Annotated in this window: 22 protein-coding genes; 1 reads left to right on the top strand and 21 read right to left on the bottom strand. The window is 42.4% G+C overall.

Annotation, left to right across the window (positions count from 1 at the left end):
* Positions 1-64 precede the first annotated feature (64 nt).
* The 16 genes from MKX68_RS02895 to MKX68_RS02970 all read right to left on the bottom strand — a co-directional run bounded on the left by MKX68_RS02895 (position 65) and on the right by MKX68_RS02970 (position 11,566).
* The gene (locus MKX68_RS02895; protein WP_340908934.1) at positions 65-700 is read right to left on the bottom strand and encodes a hypothetical protein; all 636 of its coding nucleotides are present in this window, start codon (positions 698-700) and stop codon (positions 65-67) included.
* A gap of 50 nt (positions 701-750) precedes the next feature.
* A complete protein-coding gene (locus MKX68_RS02900; RefSeq protein ID WP_340908937.1) occupies positions 751-1,119 on the bottom strand; it encodes a hypothetical protein in 369 nt (122 codons plus the stop codon).
* 53 nt (positions 1,120-1,172) lie between these two features.
* On the bottom strand, positions 1,173-1,637 hold the full coding sequence (locus tag MKX68_RS02905) for an NUDIX domain-containing protein (protein ID WP_340908938.1): 465 nt from the start codon (positions 1,635-1,637) through the stop codon (positions 1,173-1,175).
* 71 nt (positions 1,638-1,708) lie between these two features.
* Entirely contained in the window at positions 1,709-2,065 is a 357-nt protein-coding gene (locus MKX68_RS02910) for a hypothetical protein (protein WP_340908941.1), read from the bottom strand.
* Positions 2,066-2,333: 268 nt separating this feature from the next.
* Positions 2,334-2,759, bottom strand: coding sequence for a hypothetical protein (locus MKX68_RS02915; protein WP_340908943.1), 426 nt, complete (start codon positions 2,757-2,759; stop codon positions 2,334-2,336).
* A gap of 15 nt (positions 2,760-2,774) precedes the next feature.
* The gene (locus MKX68_RS02920; RefSeq protein WP_340908946.1) at positions 2,775-3,296 is read right to left on the bottom strand and encodes a GNAT family N-acetyltransferase; all 522 of its coding nucleotides are present in this window, start codon (positions 3,294-3,296) and stop codon (positions 2,775-2,777) included.
* Positions 3,297-3,556: 260 nt separating this feature from the next.
* A complete protein-coding gene (locus MKX68_RS02925) occupies positions 3,557-4,045 on the bottom strand; it encodes a cysteine hydrolase family protein (protein WP_340908948.1) in 489 nt (162 codons plus the stop codon).
* 68 nt (positions 4,046-4,113) lie between these two features.
* Positions 4,114-4,824 carry an AAA family ATPase gene (locus MKX68_RS02930; RefSeq protein WP_338592613.1) on the bottom strand — a complete coding sequence of 237 codons (711 nt, stop codon included), beginning with the start codon at positions 4,822-4,824 and terminating at the stop codon, positions 4,114-4,116.
* Positions 4,825-4,845: 21 nt separating this feature from the next.
* Positions 4,846-5,106 carry a DUF962 domain-containing protein gene (locus MKX68_RS02935; RefSeq protein ID WP_338592610.1) on the bottom strand — a complete coding sequence of 87 codons (261 nt, stop codon included), beginning with the start codon at positions 5,104-5,106 and terminating at the stop codon, positions 4,846-4,848.
* Positions 5,107-5,232: 126 nt separating this feature from the next.
* On the bottom strand, positions 5,233-6,246 hold the full coding sequence (locus MKX68_RS02940; RefSeq protein ID WP_338592607.1) for a bifunctional glycosyltransferase family 2/GtrA family protein: 1,014 nt from the start codon (positions 6,244-6,246) through the stop codon (positions 5,233-5,235).
* Positions 6,243-7,256 carry a phosphodiester glycosidase family protein gene (locus tag MKX68_RS02945; protein WP_340908953.1) on the bottom strand — a complete coding sequence of 338 codons (1,014 nt, stop codon included), beginning with the start codon at positions 7,254-7,256 and terminating at the stop codon, positions 6,243-6,245. The genes MKX68_RS02940 and MKX68_RS02945 overlap by 4 nt, the downstream gene beginning before the upstream one ends.
* Before the next feature lie 395 nt (positions 7,257-7,651).
* Complete coding sequence (locus tag MKX68_RS02950; RefSeq protein ID WP_340908955.1) at positions 7,652-8,608, bottom strand: radical SAM protein; 957 nt, start codon at positions 8,606-8,608, stop codon at positions 7,652-7,654.
* 258 nt (positions 8,609-8,866) lie between these two features.
* The gene (locus MKX68_RS02955; RefSeq protein WP_340908957.1) at positions 8,867-9,442 is read right to left on the bottom strand and encodes a GNAT family N-acetyltransferase; all 576 of its coding nucleotides are present in this window, start codon (positions 9,440-9,442) and stop codon (positions 8,867-8,869) included.
* Between the two features lie 80 nt (positions 9,443-9,522).
* On the bottom strand, positions 9,523-10,179 hold the full coding sequence (locus MKX68_RS02960; RefSeq protein WP_340908959.1) for a pyridoxine/pyridoxamine 5'-phosphate oxidase: 657 nt from the start codon (positions 10,177-10,179) through the stop codon (positions 9,523-9,525).
* Positions 10,180-10,323: 144 nt separating this feature from the next.
* Positions 10,324-10,938 carry a histidine phosphatase family protein gene (locus MKX68_RS02965; RefSeq protein ID WP_340908961.1) on the bottom strand — a complete coding sequence of 205 codons (615 nt, stop codon included), beginning with the start codon at positions 10,936-10,938 and terminating at the stop codon, positions 10,324-10,326.
* A 121-nt stretch (positions 10,939-11,059) separates the two neighbouring features.
* Positions 11,060-11,566, bottom strand: coding sequence for a DUF2569 domain-containing protein (locus MKX68_RS02970; RefSeq protein WP_340908962.1), 507 nt, complete (start codon positions 11,564-11,566; stop codon positions 11,060-11,062).
* A gap of 358 nt (positions 11,567-11,924) precedes the next feature.
* Between MKX68_RS02970 and MKX68_RS02975 the strand changes: the two genes are divergently transcribed.
* Positions 11,925-12,869, top strand: coding sequence for a hypothetical protein (locus MKX68_RS02975; protein WP_340908964.1), 945 nt, complete (start codon positions 11,925-11,927; stop codon positions 12,867-12,869).
* Positions 12,870-12,888: 19 nt separating this feature from the next.
* Here the strand turns inward: MKX68_RS02975 and MKX68_RS02980 are convergent, their stop codons facing one another.
* Genes MKX68_RS02980 through MKX68_RS03000 form a run of 5 tightly spaced genes read right to left on the bottom strand, consistent with a single transcriptional unit; the run spans position 12,889 to position 15,968 of the window.
* Positions 12,889-13,170, bottom strand: coding sequence for an RNA polymerase alpha subunit C-terminal domain-containing protein (locus MKX68_RS02980; protein ID WP_445671101.1), 282 nt, complete (start codon positions 13,168-13,170; stop codon positions 12,889-12,891).
* Positions 13,171-13,201: 31 nt separating this feature from the next.
* Positions 13,202-14,209: a phosphotransferase gene (locus MKX68_RS02985; RefSeq protein ID WP_340908968.1), complete on the bottom strand. Its 1,008-nt coding sequence runs from the start codon at positions 14,207-14,209 to the stop codon at positions 13,202-13,204.
* 42 nt (positions 14,210-14,251) lie between these two features.
* On the bottom strand, positions 14,252-14,845 hold the full coding sequence (locus MKX68_RS02990; RefSeq protein WP_340908972.1) for a DUF4304 domain-containing protein: 594 nt from the start codon (positions 14,843-14,845) through the stop codon (positions 14,252-14,254).
* Between the two features lie 27 nt (positions 14,846-14,872).
* Entirely contained in the window at positions 14,873-15,382 is a 510-nt protein-coding gene (locus MKX68_RS02995) for a DUF4275 family protein (protein ID WP_340908975.1), read from the bottom strand.
* A gap of 25 nt (positions 15,383-15,407) precedes the next feature.
* Entirely contained in the window at positions 15,408-15,968 is a 561-nt protein-coding gene (locus MKX68_RS03000; protein ID WP_340908978.1) for an NUDIX hydrolase, read from the bottom strand.
* Positions 15,969-16,039: the final 71 nt, after the last annotated feature.

Raw genomic sequence — 16,039 nt, forward strand, 5'->3', positions numbered from 1 at the left:
GTATCATTCACTACAATTTTGCGGACTTGTTTCCTGTATACCTTCAGGTAAATCCCTCCCTTGCTTACACAGTGCTGCGTAAATCTTCATACACATTCCATTTTGTATACAATTGTTTTAGCGCTAACGCCGTTTTATGTATGAACTTGTCCATAGCTTCCATAGATAAAATATTTAAGTCACCCAAAGGTTGGTTGTCAGGGTTAGCTAAAAACGCCAGTTTCTCTCCCCTATACTGATACACCTCAGATTCCAGCAATCCACCTAAATCAAATGCTCTCCCTACTTTCAGCTCACTTAACCAATCGTTGGCCTTGTTCCAATTCCGTAAAATCATAAACTCCAGCTTCGTGACATCCTTCGTATACAAGCTTCTTCCATTGGGGTTGGCTTCATACGCAGGGTAAATATCGAATGTCCACACGCGGTCCGTATAGATATGGGCGATGTAACCGCACAGATATTGCATGAATTTGGGATCAATATAAGCCAACTTCTTGTTGGACTCAAAAAAGGCTTGAAGCTCTTCGTCTGTTGCGAATCTTCCTGCCTCTGGCATGAGGTGGGTTTTTGCCTTCTCAGTACGAAGATTAGTTCTTACGTGAATGGAATCTGGAGCGAGACTTCCCAATAATAATTCAGGGGATGGATCTGATATCAACTCGGATGCAATTGCAAAATGAACCATAGGCCAAGGCAATGTAAATACTCCTTTCTTTATTAAAAGGCTCAATTATGATGTTCTATGATTTACAAAGCTAAGTGCTCACTCTCTTGTACATGTATCAATCCAATATCCTCACAATAAAATCCTAATATTCCGTCCTCATAGTCCTCAACGTAATATTTCATTGGATGATATCCGTGGTCTTTCAGATCTTTAATATTAAACCCACTTATCTGAACTAGAACACCATGAGGCTTATAATGAAAATTTTCAATATTAGTGAATCTAAAAAGTAATTCATATGTAACATTAGAGAATTTCGTTAAAAATGTAATATCTGCTATCAAAATATTTTCATAATATTTGTCTTGTTTTATATACAGATTCAACCCAGCAAGCCACTCCAAATTTTGAACAGAAAATGCTGGAATAAAAGGTTGAATTAATTCCATGTTTTTCATCATAATCTAACCTCAAATCATTTTGAGTTATTCTATTAACGCTGTCACTTGCGTAGTAATTTAGACTCTCCTTGCTTCAAGTCTACAAATATAGGCTTCTGCACCTTGTTAATTGTGGAAATATCAATCTCATCCACACTTTTAAAAACAAGCTGTAATGACTCCTTTTGTTCATCTTCAAATAAAAGAGTTACCTGATCATCACAGAGTTTTCCTTCCAACTCCGCAATAACGTCAAATAAAAACATTACAAATACTACTTCATTTCCATCCGGATACGTATAGTGCATCCTCTCGCCCGTGTAAATGGAGGCCAATTCATAAGAACTCACCTCAAGCCCTGTTTCCTCTTTCACTTCTCTAATCATGGTTTCTTCGATTCGTTCACCTGGCTCCATACTACCACCAGGTAATCCCCAATCTCCATAATCTGATCTCTTTTGGAGCAGAACCCTCCCCATATGATCTCGAATAATAGCTCCACCCGTAACTACAACACGACTAGTCATTACTCTTGCTCCTCTCTGTTGAGTTGCTTCTCAACAGCTTACGATTTTAATCAGGAACCTTTTCTATCGATTTATATCCCAAAATGCACAATACATTTCCCATTTACCTCAGCATACTTTGCCATGTTCGCAAGCTTGTTTAATTCGTTGATTAATTCAACTTTGTTGTACACGAGTTTCTCGTAGTAGCCCTTCCGTTCTTCTCCATCAACACAGTAACTCCCTGTTAGAACAATCGGATCAGTCGCATGGTTAAATAGATCAATCCAGGCCCGAATGAGTTGATGAAACTTCAACAAAACATCCTGTTCTTCAATAACGGTTATTCCATAGTTGTTCAGCCCACTACATCTCATGCAGGTAGATGGATTCCATGTATCCAACCAACAAAGGGAATCATAGATGTACGCAATGAATTCGTCTTCCAAGGTCGCATGATTCTCTGTGGTTAATCCACTTCCATGTATTCTCCCTTGTGAATCCCATGATTAGGAGGTATGAATATTCCCGTCTACTTGCGATTTGTTTTCGATAACAAAATGATGCTTTGGCATTCCTGCGTACTTCCCCCTTACACTTCACTCCCATAGGACTCCTCTTAATTCATCATAACCCATGTATTGGTAAATGAAAATGGAAAAAGATCCTATCTAGCCCCTAATTAGGAGAAGTAAATAGGACCGGGATAAAACTTCCTTACATCCATAAAACCCTTCGTCTATTCAGAAATTCTGTTCCTTCTTCTCGATACATCTCTATAAATTCATTGGTCACATGATCATGCCTCAGTATTCCCATATAATCTGTTCCAGGTTTCTTTGGTCTATAATCTGAATCCACCGTGTAGATATTAAAGTGCACCTCATCTTCGTCTTCTGATACATCCGTATGATCGAAAAGTGAAATCACTTCAGCTTTGCCGAGAAACCTAAATGGAGATTCCTGACGCTCTATAATATAAAAAGGATATGTGAGGTTCTCTATCTGAAAGAATTTCTGGTATCCCTTAAGCTCATCTGGTATAAGATCCATGTACTGTCTAGCTACATCTTCTGCCTGAAATACACCCGAAATCCACTTCAAATCCCCCTTGGTTGCTGCGATAATGAACAGAGCAATCACCTTCTAAGTTAAATATTATTTCTCTCTTTCACGCACAAAAGTCTGGGACAAAATCCGGTGGCTACCAGCGATGTTGTCAATTTCAATGCTATATTCAGACTCGGTATATTCAATCTGATGTTGCTCATAATATCTTTTCCAGAACGAAACTGCCACTGCATTGTTAGCAAGCTGTTCCACTTGGAATGTACCCTCAAATTGAGCAAAAACCAAGTCGACCGCTTGTGCTGCCAGTCCCTGTCCGCGATACTTTTTGACCAGGAACAGCTCTTGCACGGTATAATCCACTTCTTCCGGCACATATGGAGGTGAGCACACCAGTACGAATCCAATAACCTTCCCTTCATACTGAATCAAAAACGGATGTAATTCATCACGTTCCAAATATAAATAGGTGTTAGTTGGATCATATTTCCCCTCTTCAAGTAGATCCTCGCCAGAAAATTCAGACAGATCATATAAGTACAAGTTGTACAGGTTGAGAAACAATTCCTTCTGCTCTGGCAAAATACTCGTAATTTGTACATTCATCTTCATTGCACATCTCCCTTAGTTAATGAGTTGGTTAGTGATCCATACATGACTTTACCGATCTCCACAGCGAGCTTGCTGTGCCCTGTTCTCAATATATCGTTTCAATCCCAGCAGATATAGGCAAAGTTTGGTTTAAATCATGGAGTAACCTTATCTTTCACAGTGGACATGAACATTTGTACAAAAAAAAGACTCTCTACAGAGTCCGTTTATTGGTCTTATCTTTATTTTTCACCAAGTATCCATCAGCATTTAGCCAATATTTAATGAATTAGATAATCAACCACAGGATATGAGATCACATTGCGATCTCTGTACGTTGAAGTCACCGCTTCGTGATGTGTGCTAAGAATTCCGTTTTGCAACATCACCGGACGGAATCCTCGCTCCATTGCTCCGTTGTACGTAAATAGAACACATTCCTCCGCAGCAAACCCGGCGATGATCACTAATTCAATTCCATGACTCTTCAACACCTGCTCCAGATCAGTCTGCCAGAAGGCATTGGAAGCTTCTTTGGTAACGGTGATATCCTTCTCATTCACATCTACCTCGGGAATAATACGATATTCTTCCGGTTTGGCCTCCTCCATTCCCTCCACATCCTGAACGTGAACGACCACATGTTCATTCAATCGCAGCACGTTAGCCACATGGTTAATGTACTCACAGGCATGGTCTATCGAAGTCTGGTCCATCTTTTTCCGCACAATACTCTCTTGCATATCAACAATTAGCAAACCTACTTTCATCCTATCTCTCCTCAATAATAAATTTTACGTCTCATGGCTTAGTAACTTCCTTTGTTTAAACTGAGAACTTAATCCTTAAATAATTCATTCAGCATCCGGTCGCGGTTCTCCAGAAAACTGCGGGTAATCTGATAATGATCGGTATCCTCATAGGCTACCTCTTGAATATGGCTATCGTCAAAACTTAAAATCTCTGCCCCCGGATATCCCAGCAAAATGGGTGAGTGCGTCGCAATGATGAATTGCGAAGTGCCTGACAGATCGTGGAGAATACGCAACAAGGAGAGCTGTCTTGCTGGAGATAAAGCGGCTTCGGGCTCGTCTAGCAGATAGATACCTTTGGAACTAAAGCGGTTGACGAATAGGTTGAGAAAAGATTCTCCATGCGATTGTTCATGTAATGAACGCCCGCCATAATATTGAAGCGACTCCGGCATCTCATCCACATGTGATGCAAATTGATAGAACGATTCAGAGCGCATAAAGAAACCATTCGTTATTTTGGGCAACCATGCCAGCCTGAGATAATTCCCGAGCGAAGATTCCGAAGCATGTGTCTCATAGGTATTATTCCTGCCGCCCCCTGCGGTATTGAATCCACATTGATGAGCGATGCCTTCCAGCAGCGTAGATTTCCCTGAGCCATTTTCACCTACAAAAAAAGTAATATTATTCGTGAGCTCCAATCGTTCCAAGGACCGTATCGCGGGGATGTCAAAAGGATATTGGTCCCGATTCTCAATCTTGGCCGACATGAGTTCCACACTTCGAAGATACATAATCATCCTCCCACATTTATTTTATATAAGTTTAACTAAAGAATATTTACAATTATGAGGATAACGAAAAGCTGCGGGTTTATTGCCTTCATAATAGAAGTGCCCAATCCAGGATAAAGCGTAATGGATGACAACGAGTAGCAACGTGACTTTGATATCAATAAACCAAAAAATCCATGCCACAAACGCCGACAAAAACGCAAAATAATGCAAAATGAGGTTGTTCCGATCCTGATGTTCCTGAAGGTAATAACGCAAGTCCTTGCGCAGACGATTCAACATCAACCCACATCCATTTCACCTATAATAAGGCTCCTTATTTCCCAATCCATCGTAACCTATTTCGGGGTACATATGAAACCGTTTCAACCAAAAAAGAGCAAGCCATAGGCTTACTCTTTCTTCAGGTTAATAGACAAATCTGCGCTGCGCCCAATAGCTGAATACAAAGATCGATACCTCGGTCAATAATTTGGCTGCGAGCAGTGGAATAATCAGTTTTTCATTATAAAAGTACAATAAACCATAGTTTAATAACAGCACCAGCAAGACAAGTGAGAAATATTTGGGCAAAGACTGCCGAACCTTCGAGGTTCGTCCAGCGGAAAATACATACTTCCGATTAATCGCATAGTTGAAGATGGAGCTGCATAGTCTTGCTGCGACAACCGACAGAAACAGATTGTGTGTGAAATACTGAATAACAAATAATAGTCCAAAATCAATCAGAGCGGACAGCACCGAAGATGTGCTGAACATCAGGATTGGCATATAGATCCGGAATGAATCAACCAGCGGGCGGAAATGGGAAGACTCATTGTGATCCAGATACACCGTATCAATAAACTCCTCCGTAATCTCATACCCTTCCTTGTGTGCCGTTAACAGCATGTTCATCTCGTATTCAAACCGATCCCCGGGAATCTGGTTCAGCCAGTCCAGCATGGAGTAAGGAAAACCGCGTAGACCCGTCTGCGTGTCATATACTTTGGTACCTGTTGTGAGGGAAAAGACCGCCCGTGTGACGGTGTTGCCAAAACGGCTACGTGCTGGAATTTTACCACTGAAGCGACGGCTGCCGAGTACAATTCCTGGTGTCGTTTGTGCAAGCAATACTTCGAAGATACGCTTAATATCATGTGGCAGATGCTGTCCGTCACTATCTGCGCACACGACACCACCCTGAGGTCCGTATTCCTTAATGTACTGGAAGCCTGTCTTCAACGCCCTGCCCTTACCCAGATTGACGGGATGTGTCAGGACCGTACAGCCATAGGCTTCTGCTGTTTCAAAAATGCCACGGTAACCGGGTCCACTACCATCATCCACAATCACAATAGGTCCAAGCTTAAATGTCTGTAACTGCAGAACAAGATTTAGTAAACGCACATCGGGTTCATATGATGGAATTAATATCGTCATGATCCTTGTCCCTCCGTCAGATATAAAATGTCACTTACGCCACGTTCCTGGTTGCGTCCCAGCGGGTTATTAACGACTCTGCCCATAAAATACATCGTGGATGAACCGCCGCCGTCCAGATTGTAGGCTTCGGTTGCTCCAAGGCCTTTCATGACATCAGCCAGTTCTGCCAAGGTCATGCCACGGCTGTCGTCCTGCCGTCCGTCCACCACCACGAAGACATAATAATTCGGAGCAATCATGCCGATCGCAGTTCTTGGATTCGCATCCTGGATGGAGCGGTTGCCAAAGTTGTTATCGATTTTCACACTGCTAAAATCACTGACAATCTCGCCATCTTGAATCAGAATCGGTCCAAAGGATAACGTATTGGTTGCCCCTTCGGCCAGCAGTTCCGAGGAAGAAATCTCGTTCTCGTTGTAGGTTTTCATCGTTCCGTCATTGAACAGAGCAAGTGCATCCCGCGTGGGGCTGTCCCGATACAATGTTCCATTGCGGATAATGACACCATCATCACGGAATCCGTAATAATCACCGTTAATGGCAAAGATCGCATTGTTGGCAGCGGCAATCTCTGACGTATTCTCAGTAATGTTTGTTCCAAAGCTGTTGTCCGCCAGCGCGGTTCGCAGGCTGCTTGCATCTGTTAGCTGAACGTCAGCAACATAATACGTAATCTGATCCGAGCCAGAACCAGTCTGTACCTTTTCAATATTGACTTTCATATCATCACTCGAATAATTCCAATCATCTGACGTTGCATTGACTTCCGTCGTAGTGGTCGAAGTATTGCTGTAATCATTGGCGTTGCCAGATGCTGCAGTTGCCGTGTTCCCATCCGCTACAACCACCTGCACATGCCGGATCAGGTAACGGTCAGCCAAGCTGTACAGGATTCCACCTACCGCAAGCACGATGACCAGTGTGATGATGAGCCATCTGCGCTTTCTTGGGGAGATTGGTCTTTTATTTGGGTCTTTCCGGGTTGGTTTCTCATAGATCTTCATCATGTAAAGCTCACCTCTTCATCTAAGTCTTAAGGTCATATTAGGCCGGGTAGCTTAAATGAATCTGAAACCATGGACAGAACAACCTTCCAATCGCTGTTACCCCCAGATTTTTTTGATTCCCTTTTCTAAAGGGGAAAATCCGGGGATAGCGTATGCTTCCGATGCAGCTTTCTTTCAGAAAGCTTTCAGGCGAACGCTTCGCTTTTTCAGGTTTTTTCTGTCCTCTCCGTTTTTATGTAAACGAATAGTTCAATCAAAAAAGGTGATCCGTTTTCCTATTAAGGAAATCAGATCACCTTGATTTTTTATCTATAGAACCCTAAATGTCACTGTTATCGTGTACATATTTCGTTCAACATTCATATCACATATCTTCAACTGGTCTTCATATTCTGTTATGCATCTGCAAAAAGAGCATCGTATGCGGGACAAGGGCGCTTTTCCAAAAATTCCGTTAACGCCGGTGGCTGCTGAGCATAGATATCCTTCAACGACGTTCCGTTATAAATGTTGCCAATCACGACAGGATGACATAACTCACAGATGAGAATATCCCCGTTGCCGTGCAAGTGCAGCTGTTTCGTGCCATCCACACAATTCGAGAAATACACACCAGGTTGTTCACGCAAATTCAACTGTTCAGCGAACCGGTCCATACAGGTAAAATAGAGCGTTGTATCTGGCTTTTTATGTTTAATTAATTCCGTCACAGATCGAACAAGGGACTCTTTGGATACAATCTGGCTCCAATCGGTATGCGGCATCTTAATGCTATTCTGGATCTCATGGATGCGCACACCCAGATCATACACCTTATTGCTAATGGCCTGCATGTTCGCTTGGTTACCTTCAAACAGTAACGTTTCTAGCACCGTCTCCAGACCGGCTTCCGTACACAAACGGATATTCTGCTCCAGTCTTTCATACATGCGAGGATGCACACGGTAGTACGCAGCATAGGACTCCGCATCCGTATAATTGAACGAGATATGGATGTTGGACAAGCCTGCATCACGCAACGCGAGAATCCTTTCTTCGGTCAGCAGACTAGCATTACTATTCAATTGTGTATCAATGCCATGTGCTGCACAGTACGTCACAATCTCCAGGCAATCCTGGTATTTCAGTGTTACTTCTCCTCCGGACAATCGCACTCGCTTGAGACGAGGAAGTTCACTAATAATACGGATAACTTCCTGACTATCAATACATGCTCCATCATCCCGATTGTAGGCACAGCAGTAGTCACATTTATAATTGCAGTTCGACGTCACTCCCACTTCAAGCCCTTCCAGCTCATATACGCCGGGGGTTTCCAGTTCAAGTGATTTATATTTGTTTTTGGCTATCAATTCGTTGTACCTCCTGGTTCCTTCATTCTATCCACGTTTGGATAACTTGAAGATTATAGCGGAAGGCACCAATTTCACGATATGACATTATGTACGTTGCTTGCTGAAAAAAAACAAAACCCATCTCCTCAATGATCGGGAATGGGCCAGAGCTTGGCATATGATTATTGAATTAGACAATTGATAAATTAAGGATTATAGGAAAATCCATGGCTCGCCAGCATGATAAATGACACACGACTTTTCAATAACACGTTCTTATTCAACACGAGTATAGAAGTCTTCTTTTACGATAGCATACATCTTCAGATCCTGAAGCTCATTTTTCACCTTCATGTATTTCCTCAGCACACCTTCGAATTGCATGCCTGCCTTCTCCATGACCTTGGCGGAACCTGTGTTCTTTACCAAACATCTGGCCTGGATTCGCTCGAGCCCCACTTCGTCAAATCCAAATTGGATGATTCGTTTCACTACCTCGGTCATGTAGCCTTGATTCCAAAATTGATCAGATAATACATATCCCAGCTCAACTCTCCTGTTATCGTTGTCACACCCTAGATAGTTACAACTACCAATCAGCCTCTTGGTGTGTTTATCTTCAATCCCCCATGGGCCTATTAGATCCGTCTCATAGCGACTCATGACAAAATCCAAAAAAGCTTTGGTGTCTTCTTTGCTCTGATGCGCGTCCCAAGTGGTGAACTCCGATACAGCAGGTACAACGCAATAACTATACATGTCATACAGATCATCAGAGGTAAGAGGTCGGAGTAACGTCCGTTCGGTTTCCAACACGGGAAATGGTTCGAAGAAACTTTCAATTCTTTTCATAGACTTACCCTCCTGAGATTAGTAGGACAAAGAAGCACTCAGCAATTCGGTCCATATTGCCTAACTCATCTGTTGTACAATCAAGGCCATAATCTGAGTATTTTCCACTGCCTATCTTGCATCGAATATCGGACTCGTACATGCTTGCGCTCCGAATCTCCCTGCCAAAATTCCACCTCTTGTGCATTCACGGCATATAAACGCCAATTAGGTGTAACGACACCGGGATCACGACTTATCTTTACTTTCTGAGCTTCGATGGAACGATCCAGTACTTCCTCGCTATCCAAAACCTCACTCTGATGTCCTGTCATGGCAACTGCTCTCGCTCCAGCTGAACGTTTGCGGAAATCATTAGCGCCCGCTTCATCTCCACAATCTTCGGCAATTCCCCTTATCCGAATCTGTCTTCCAAGGGAAGGCCAGTAGAAGGTGAGAGCCACATGATGGTTCTCCTTCAACTGCTGCCCTTTTCGGCTCTCCGAACTGGAGGCAAAATAAAACGTTTCGTCAATTACGTTTTTCAAAATCAACACCCGCGCATCAGGGTAACCGTCGTGATCCACAGTCGAGATCGTCATGGCATGAGGTTCTTTCACTTCGTTCTCAACCGCCAATCTTAACCAATCCAAGAATAGCTTCCCTGGCCGCTCCGGCAACTGCCCCATATCCAACGTTGGAAATGGTCCAGATAAAGACTTCAAATGTTGTAACAGTTCAATGGGTTGATCAGTCATGTCATCGCCTCCGTCTTCTATTTAACTATCCGTTTATTTTTATCCTTTACTCTCCGCTTCCCATGTAAGCAGATCATTGTCTTCTTCAAAATAAATACCCAAGAGCATCCGTGGTTCACCCATTCCGTTAGACATATCAAACAACTAATCTAGATGACTCAACACATTTGCATTGCTAAGTTTCCAACCATGCCTTCCCTTTTCAACGGTATGTACACTGGTGTTGTCCATGGGATAAAAACTGGACTTATTGCTCCACTCTCTATTTTCAAGCAGATAATACAGAATATTAATCACTCCGCCGTGAGTAATTAACAGAACATTAGACTTGACTGTTTGTTCCTCTATATCTCTAAGAAGACTCTCGAAAGATGTGCTTATCCGGTTATAAAAATCCCTTGGACTTTCTCCTCTTGGAAAAGGTGAATCCATCTCAAGGGTGTTGAAATAAACTCCCGGGTAATGTTCTTCAGCATCCTTATGGAGCATGCCTGCCATATCTCCGTTATTCATCTCCCGCCAATCTTTCATTAAGCTAGCCTGCATATGTAATTTCTTCTCAATTTCCCGTGTAGTCTGCACTGCACGAGGAAGATCACTGCTAATGATCGTATGTATGTTGTACTCCTCAGCATGATGATGCAAATGCTCTCCCAGTCTCCTGGATTGATTGATCCCCTGTTCCGTAAGTCCACGCTCACTCCATCCGCCTCGATACCCTTCCTCGTCCATCCCATGCCTTACCAGATAAATTTTCAAGATCTCTCCTCCTTTTCACATTGAACAGGTTAACTTTACATCTATAACGACTTTCGTATGTATCAAATAAACCCGACCTCAGATAGCTTCTATCCAAGATCGGGCATTTCCTGCTTACCATTTATCTTACAAATGTGTTATGAACTCGCTCGGATTTGATAAAATAAGGAATCCAGATGGCACAAGTAAGTGCCGACTTGCCAATATCTCTTAACGAACTTCCATCCTCAAGTTCTCTGGCCATCGGAATCTGAAGCAACAATAAATAATCAATGATACTCACGGCGAGACTGACACTATAAAACATGATCATAAGACGAGGAAAGATCGATTTTTTACTATAAAAAGCAATGATCGTATAAATACCAAACACTAAAAAGAGCGTGTTATATACTGTTTCAAAAATAACGACCGGTCCCCATAGCGGGTGATAATATTCAGATTGCTCCGAAGTTAGCAGCCCCCAAGTCTCTGTTGTAAGCATGGGCAAACAATACAGAACCAATTGGATCGCCAGGAAAATCACCGTAAGAAATAATCCAATCTGGGTGAGAATCAGCCAACCACCTAAGCCCGATACGCCTAGTGGACGGTAGTCTGTCTTTTGCTCTTGAATATGTGGTTCCACTTAATAACACTTCCTTAATCAGTTTTGTCTTTCTGAGATGAGTCTTCCTTGTAATATTGCCAATTGAATCTACGGGTAATTCTTTTCCCCTACTTTACGTGCGTTGTATGTATTCTCACACACTCGTTATTGTACCTCTCCATCCTTCTTTTATATAGAATTTTACACAACTTCCTTATTGTACTACGAGTGTCAAGTACGAAGCAGCCATTTTAAAACATCGTACTCATACACTGTGAAAGCCAAAGAAGACCTTCGCTATACTTCCACCATGTTCAGCAAAGTACACGTACGTCATAATCCTCTTATACAGATGCAGATGGTGACTCTGCATTGGACTACGAAGGAGGATATGGATATGCCCAATCCTAAAGTAAAACTTCTGCCTTTTGCCGATATTTCAAATTATGTCGAAGGCTTCGATATCGTTTCCACCCAGTGGGGCGGTGATGGCCTTGTCTATGTGTTGTTGATGAATCAGATCCCCGATAAAGAACGAGGTATGTTCGTCCAAAGTAAATTGAAGCAAAGCTATACGTACAAAGTGCTTATTGTGACAGATCAAAATATCGAGGAAGTTGTCATTTGGGGACAGACGTTCAATTATCATTACGTACAACCATTGCATGATCATCTACTGCTCGTCGGAGCACGATGTGCGAATTACGGAAATGAAAAGTTTGATCTGAATGCCAAAGTGTGTGATCTGGACGGAAGTACAATTCGCGAGTTTCTGTTGGGAGACGGTATCCAAAGTGTACAGGTCACAGAGAAGGGAACGATCTGGACCAGTTACTTCGATGAAGGGGTATTTGGTAACTACGGATGGAGCGATCCAATCGGATCAAACGGTCTGTTGGCCTGGGATGAGCACGGTAATAAAGTGTACGAAAACCGCGCAGCTGACATTGCAGATTGTTACGCACTCAATGTGGTGAATGAGAAGCAGGTCTGGTTCTACTTCTATACCGATTTTGAACTCGGTTGTATCTCAGGGGGCATCAGTGAACCTAACGTTACATTTATGAATCCAAACATCTCCGGTTCCTCCGGCTTCAGTACGGATGGTTATCATTTCTTGTTTGATGCCGGGTACGGTAAACATGGGACGTTTGTGCTTAAAAAAATGGAGAAACCCGGTAGATTGAGCAAGGGGCAGAAGATTGATTTGCTAAATGAAGATGATCAGCCCTTCAAGCAGGCACGGCAAGATTTTCGCCAACATCGTCTGCTACTTAGTGAAGGTAACTTGTTGTACCAGGTAACGATGGAGGAGATTACTTCCGCTTCTGGTTTGGATTAAATGACAGGAGTGAAGAGGGCTATTTCTTGAAAGATAATCCTTCTCCTTCCAATGCGTTTCGCAGTTTGGGCATGGCAGATGGCCCGATTCCATGCAGCTTCAGGATTTCTTTCTCCGTGTACTCTGCAAGTTGCTGTAGTGTTGTAATCCCTTCATTCTCCAAGGCACGTCTGGCGGGAGCTGACAGCAAGGCTAGAAATCCCTCTGTCGGCTTACGTTCAGCTTCGCACGTTGGACAGGTTGGGCAGTCACTTTTTTTAATATATGAATGTCCTTTTTCGCATGTTCTGAGTGTTTCTATATCGTTTGTCATGTGGGTGTCTCCTCCTGAATTAAGTATTCAACCAGATCTTAATATCTGAAATCATATTTTCGTATTGTTTTAAAACCTCTAAAGTCCAAATGACTTGTGATGTTCCTACTAACTGTTCCTCTACGTCCGTACATTCAATCCACAGTGACCGTTTAAGACTATACTCGAGCCAGTCCAACTTTCCAGCAAAACCATTATCCAGAACCACTTCCCAATTGGCTGTTAGACTACCCACTCTCTTCTCATATCCAGCTATAAAAGCCAAGAACCTCTCCTTGTTTATACTACCAGCGCTATCTACTGACCAATACACAGCTGTTTCTACCAGATCATGCATCGGATTAATATAACCTGCCGATTCCCAATCTATAATAATAGGTATGCCTTGTCTCCACATCACATTCTTAGGCTCCAGATCTCTGTGACTAATCACTTTATTGAATGCTAGCATTGAAGATGAATTCTTAGCCTTCATGCTCCACTCATACAGCTTATCGATATTGGAATCCAAAATCTTAATCCATTCCGAATTCTCATTTTTTCCTTTGTTCAGATAAAACATCCAATCTATTTTTTTAGAATTAGTCGCCTGTAAACTATCCAATTCTAGTTGTCTAAAATCCGTTTTATGGATATCTGCAAGGATCGTTCCCATCAGAGAACTGTTATTGATAGTAACTTCATCTTGTTCCAAACGTTGACCTTCAATCCAATCAAATATTAGATAGAATTGATTATCAATGTTATGCACTGAAGCACCCTTTAACCTTTTTGCAGGTTGAGCATGGATATGTTCGGCTGCCACGCTTGCGATTTTTTCTGAATCCATATAATTTTGCACAGCAGCAGGCCTTATCATAATCTGGGGATTCAATGCCTTAACTGCATAATTAGCTTGTGTCGTTTCAATGGCGTACATTCGATGAAGAAGTCCACCTGAAATCGGTTTGGGCGTACTGATCAATTCACCAAGCTGTAATTCATTACACAGTTTCTCAAAATTTAAATTATATTGAGTATCGTTCATATGTTATCCCCTCTCATTTTGGCTATTTGTCTGGAGCAAAGCTTACAATCCATACTCGGCAAAAACGGCTGCGTATTTCTTTTCAAATATGGCCCAGCGCTTTTCGGCTCCGTATTTGGCATGTAGTTGCTGTAAATATTGCTTGGCTTCTTCCGTATCACCCGCTTGTAGCAGAAAGCAGAAAGTTTCTTCACTTAAATGTAGCGCTGTCTTCGCCATATAATAATGGATTATATCTTTGGCCCCTGTTAGCGAGTGTAAGAATGAAATGCCCTCTTCCAAATGTGACACCAGTTCTTTCGATAAAGCGTCTGCATCGATATCAGGCGTTAAGGTATAGTGGGCAGGAGCGGATGGGGCTATTTCTCCGATTCGGCAGGTAAAATGAGATATGTTCTCCAATATGGTTCCACTCAATTCAACGGACTGCAACTCCGCAAGCTCGGTGGAATGAACACCACAATTAACATAAAACTGGACTTGACTACTGGTGTTAACCTTTGCTTTTTGAATGTTGAACTTATATGTGAGGTTTCCATCCGCTTTGTAGAAATTCAGATTTTTCTTGGAATAGCCGTGTTTGGCAAATAAGGGTTTGACGTCTGTATTGATGATCTTCTTAAAAAGTTCCTGCATAAGATATCACTCCCCATTTGTTCAAAATCATGCTTGTTCTATTTTATAAAAATAAGGACCACACATGGATTCGTGCGTATGCACGTACGTCCATGTAAACGCTCGGTCGAAGATATAGATATCCTGCTCCGAATCAAAATCCGCTGCAATAATCCGATTCGCGTTTTCGTATAAAAGCACCCAACCACCACTTTCATACATCACATATACTTCATCTTTCGGCTCGGCATTGAAAGCATCTCGTGCTTCATCATGTGTCAGACATTTCTGTTGTTCATAACTGAACAAATGCCACTTGTACTGGCTATAATGGATAGATTCTTTGACCACATCATCGATATTATGGGCAAATACGCTGTCCCATTGCTGTACAATCCCTTCGGATTCCTCGTACAGTTCGGACACGACTACCCCTTTGTCCTGCAAATTCTTCTTGAACATATATTCCTGATGGATACGCTCAATCCCCCAATATGCTCGGTTCAGTTCGAATTCGGGTAAAGCATCCAGCAACTCGTTAATTTTATCTCGAATCATCATTACCTCCGTAGGCTATCTGGAATTAGAATACCTGGTCCTTGCCTGACTGTTTAGCTTCATTTCGCAGTACATAAGCCAGTTTGTACATCTCCGCAATGTCATGTCTGTTCTGTTCCTGGAATCTTCGGATCGCTTCATTAATCTCTACCACTTCAACTGCAACCACCTGCTCGCCATCTTCCGGATTCAGCGGATCACCGACAAGTTCAACATCTCCATATCCGATGATTCGTACAAAATGGGGATGCGGGATATGTGGTCGATACGGTTCCAACGCACTGGATGTACAGTGGAATTGGCCAAAAATCTGATACGACCGCATTTCTGCCCCAAGTTCCTCCATCAGTTCGCGCTTCAGTCCATCCATGTAATGCTCACCTGTTTCAAGCGTGCCTCCGGGCAGCTCCCAGTCTCCATTATCCAGTTGAAAGACGACACATTGATCCCCGACAAATGGAATGATGCTAATATTACTCACCAACTTTTCATCCACGATGTCGTTTAATCTGAACTCTGCCTCAATAATCCCCCAATGAATCGACGTACTCAGTGCCGGGAATTGTTCTGCATTTAAGCTGCTCATCCACATCTGTTCCTCTCTATGTAAAATCCACTATTCTTCCAATTATAGTCGCAAACAAAGAAAGAAGGCCA

The sequence above is a fragment of the Paenibacillus sp. FSL M8-0212 genome, from assembly GCF_038004645.1.
Taxonomy (GTDB): Bacteria; Bacillota; Bacilli; order Paenibacillales; family Paenibacillaceae; genus Paenibacillus.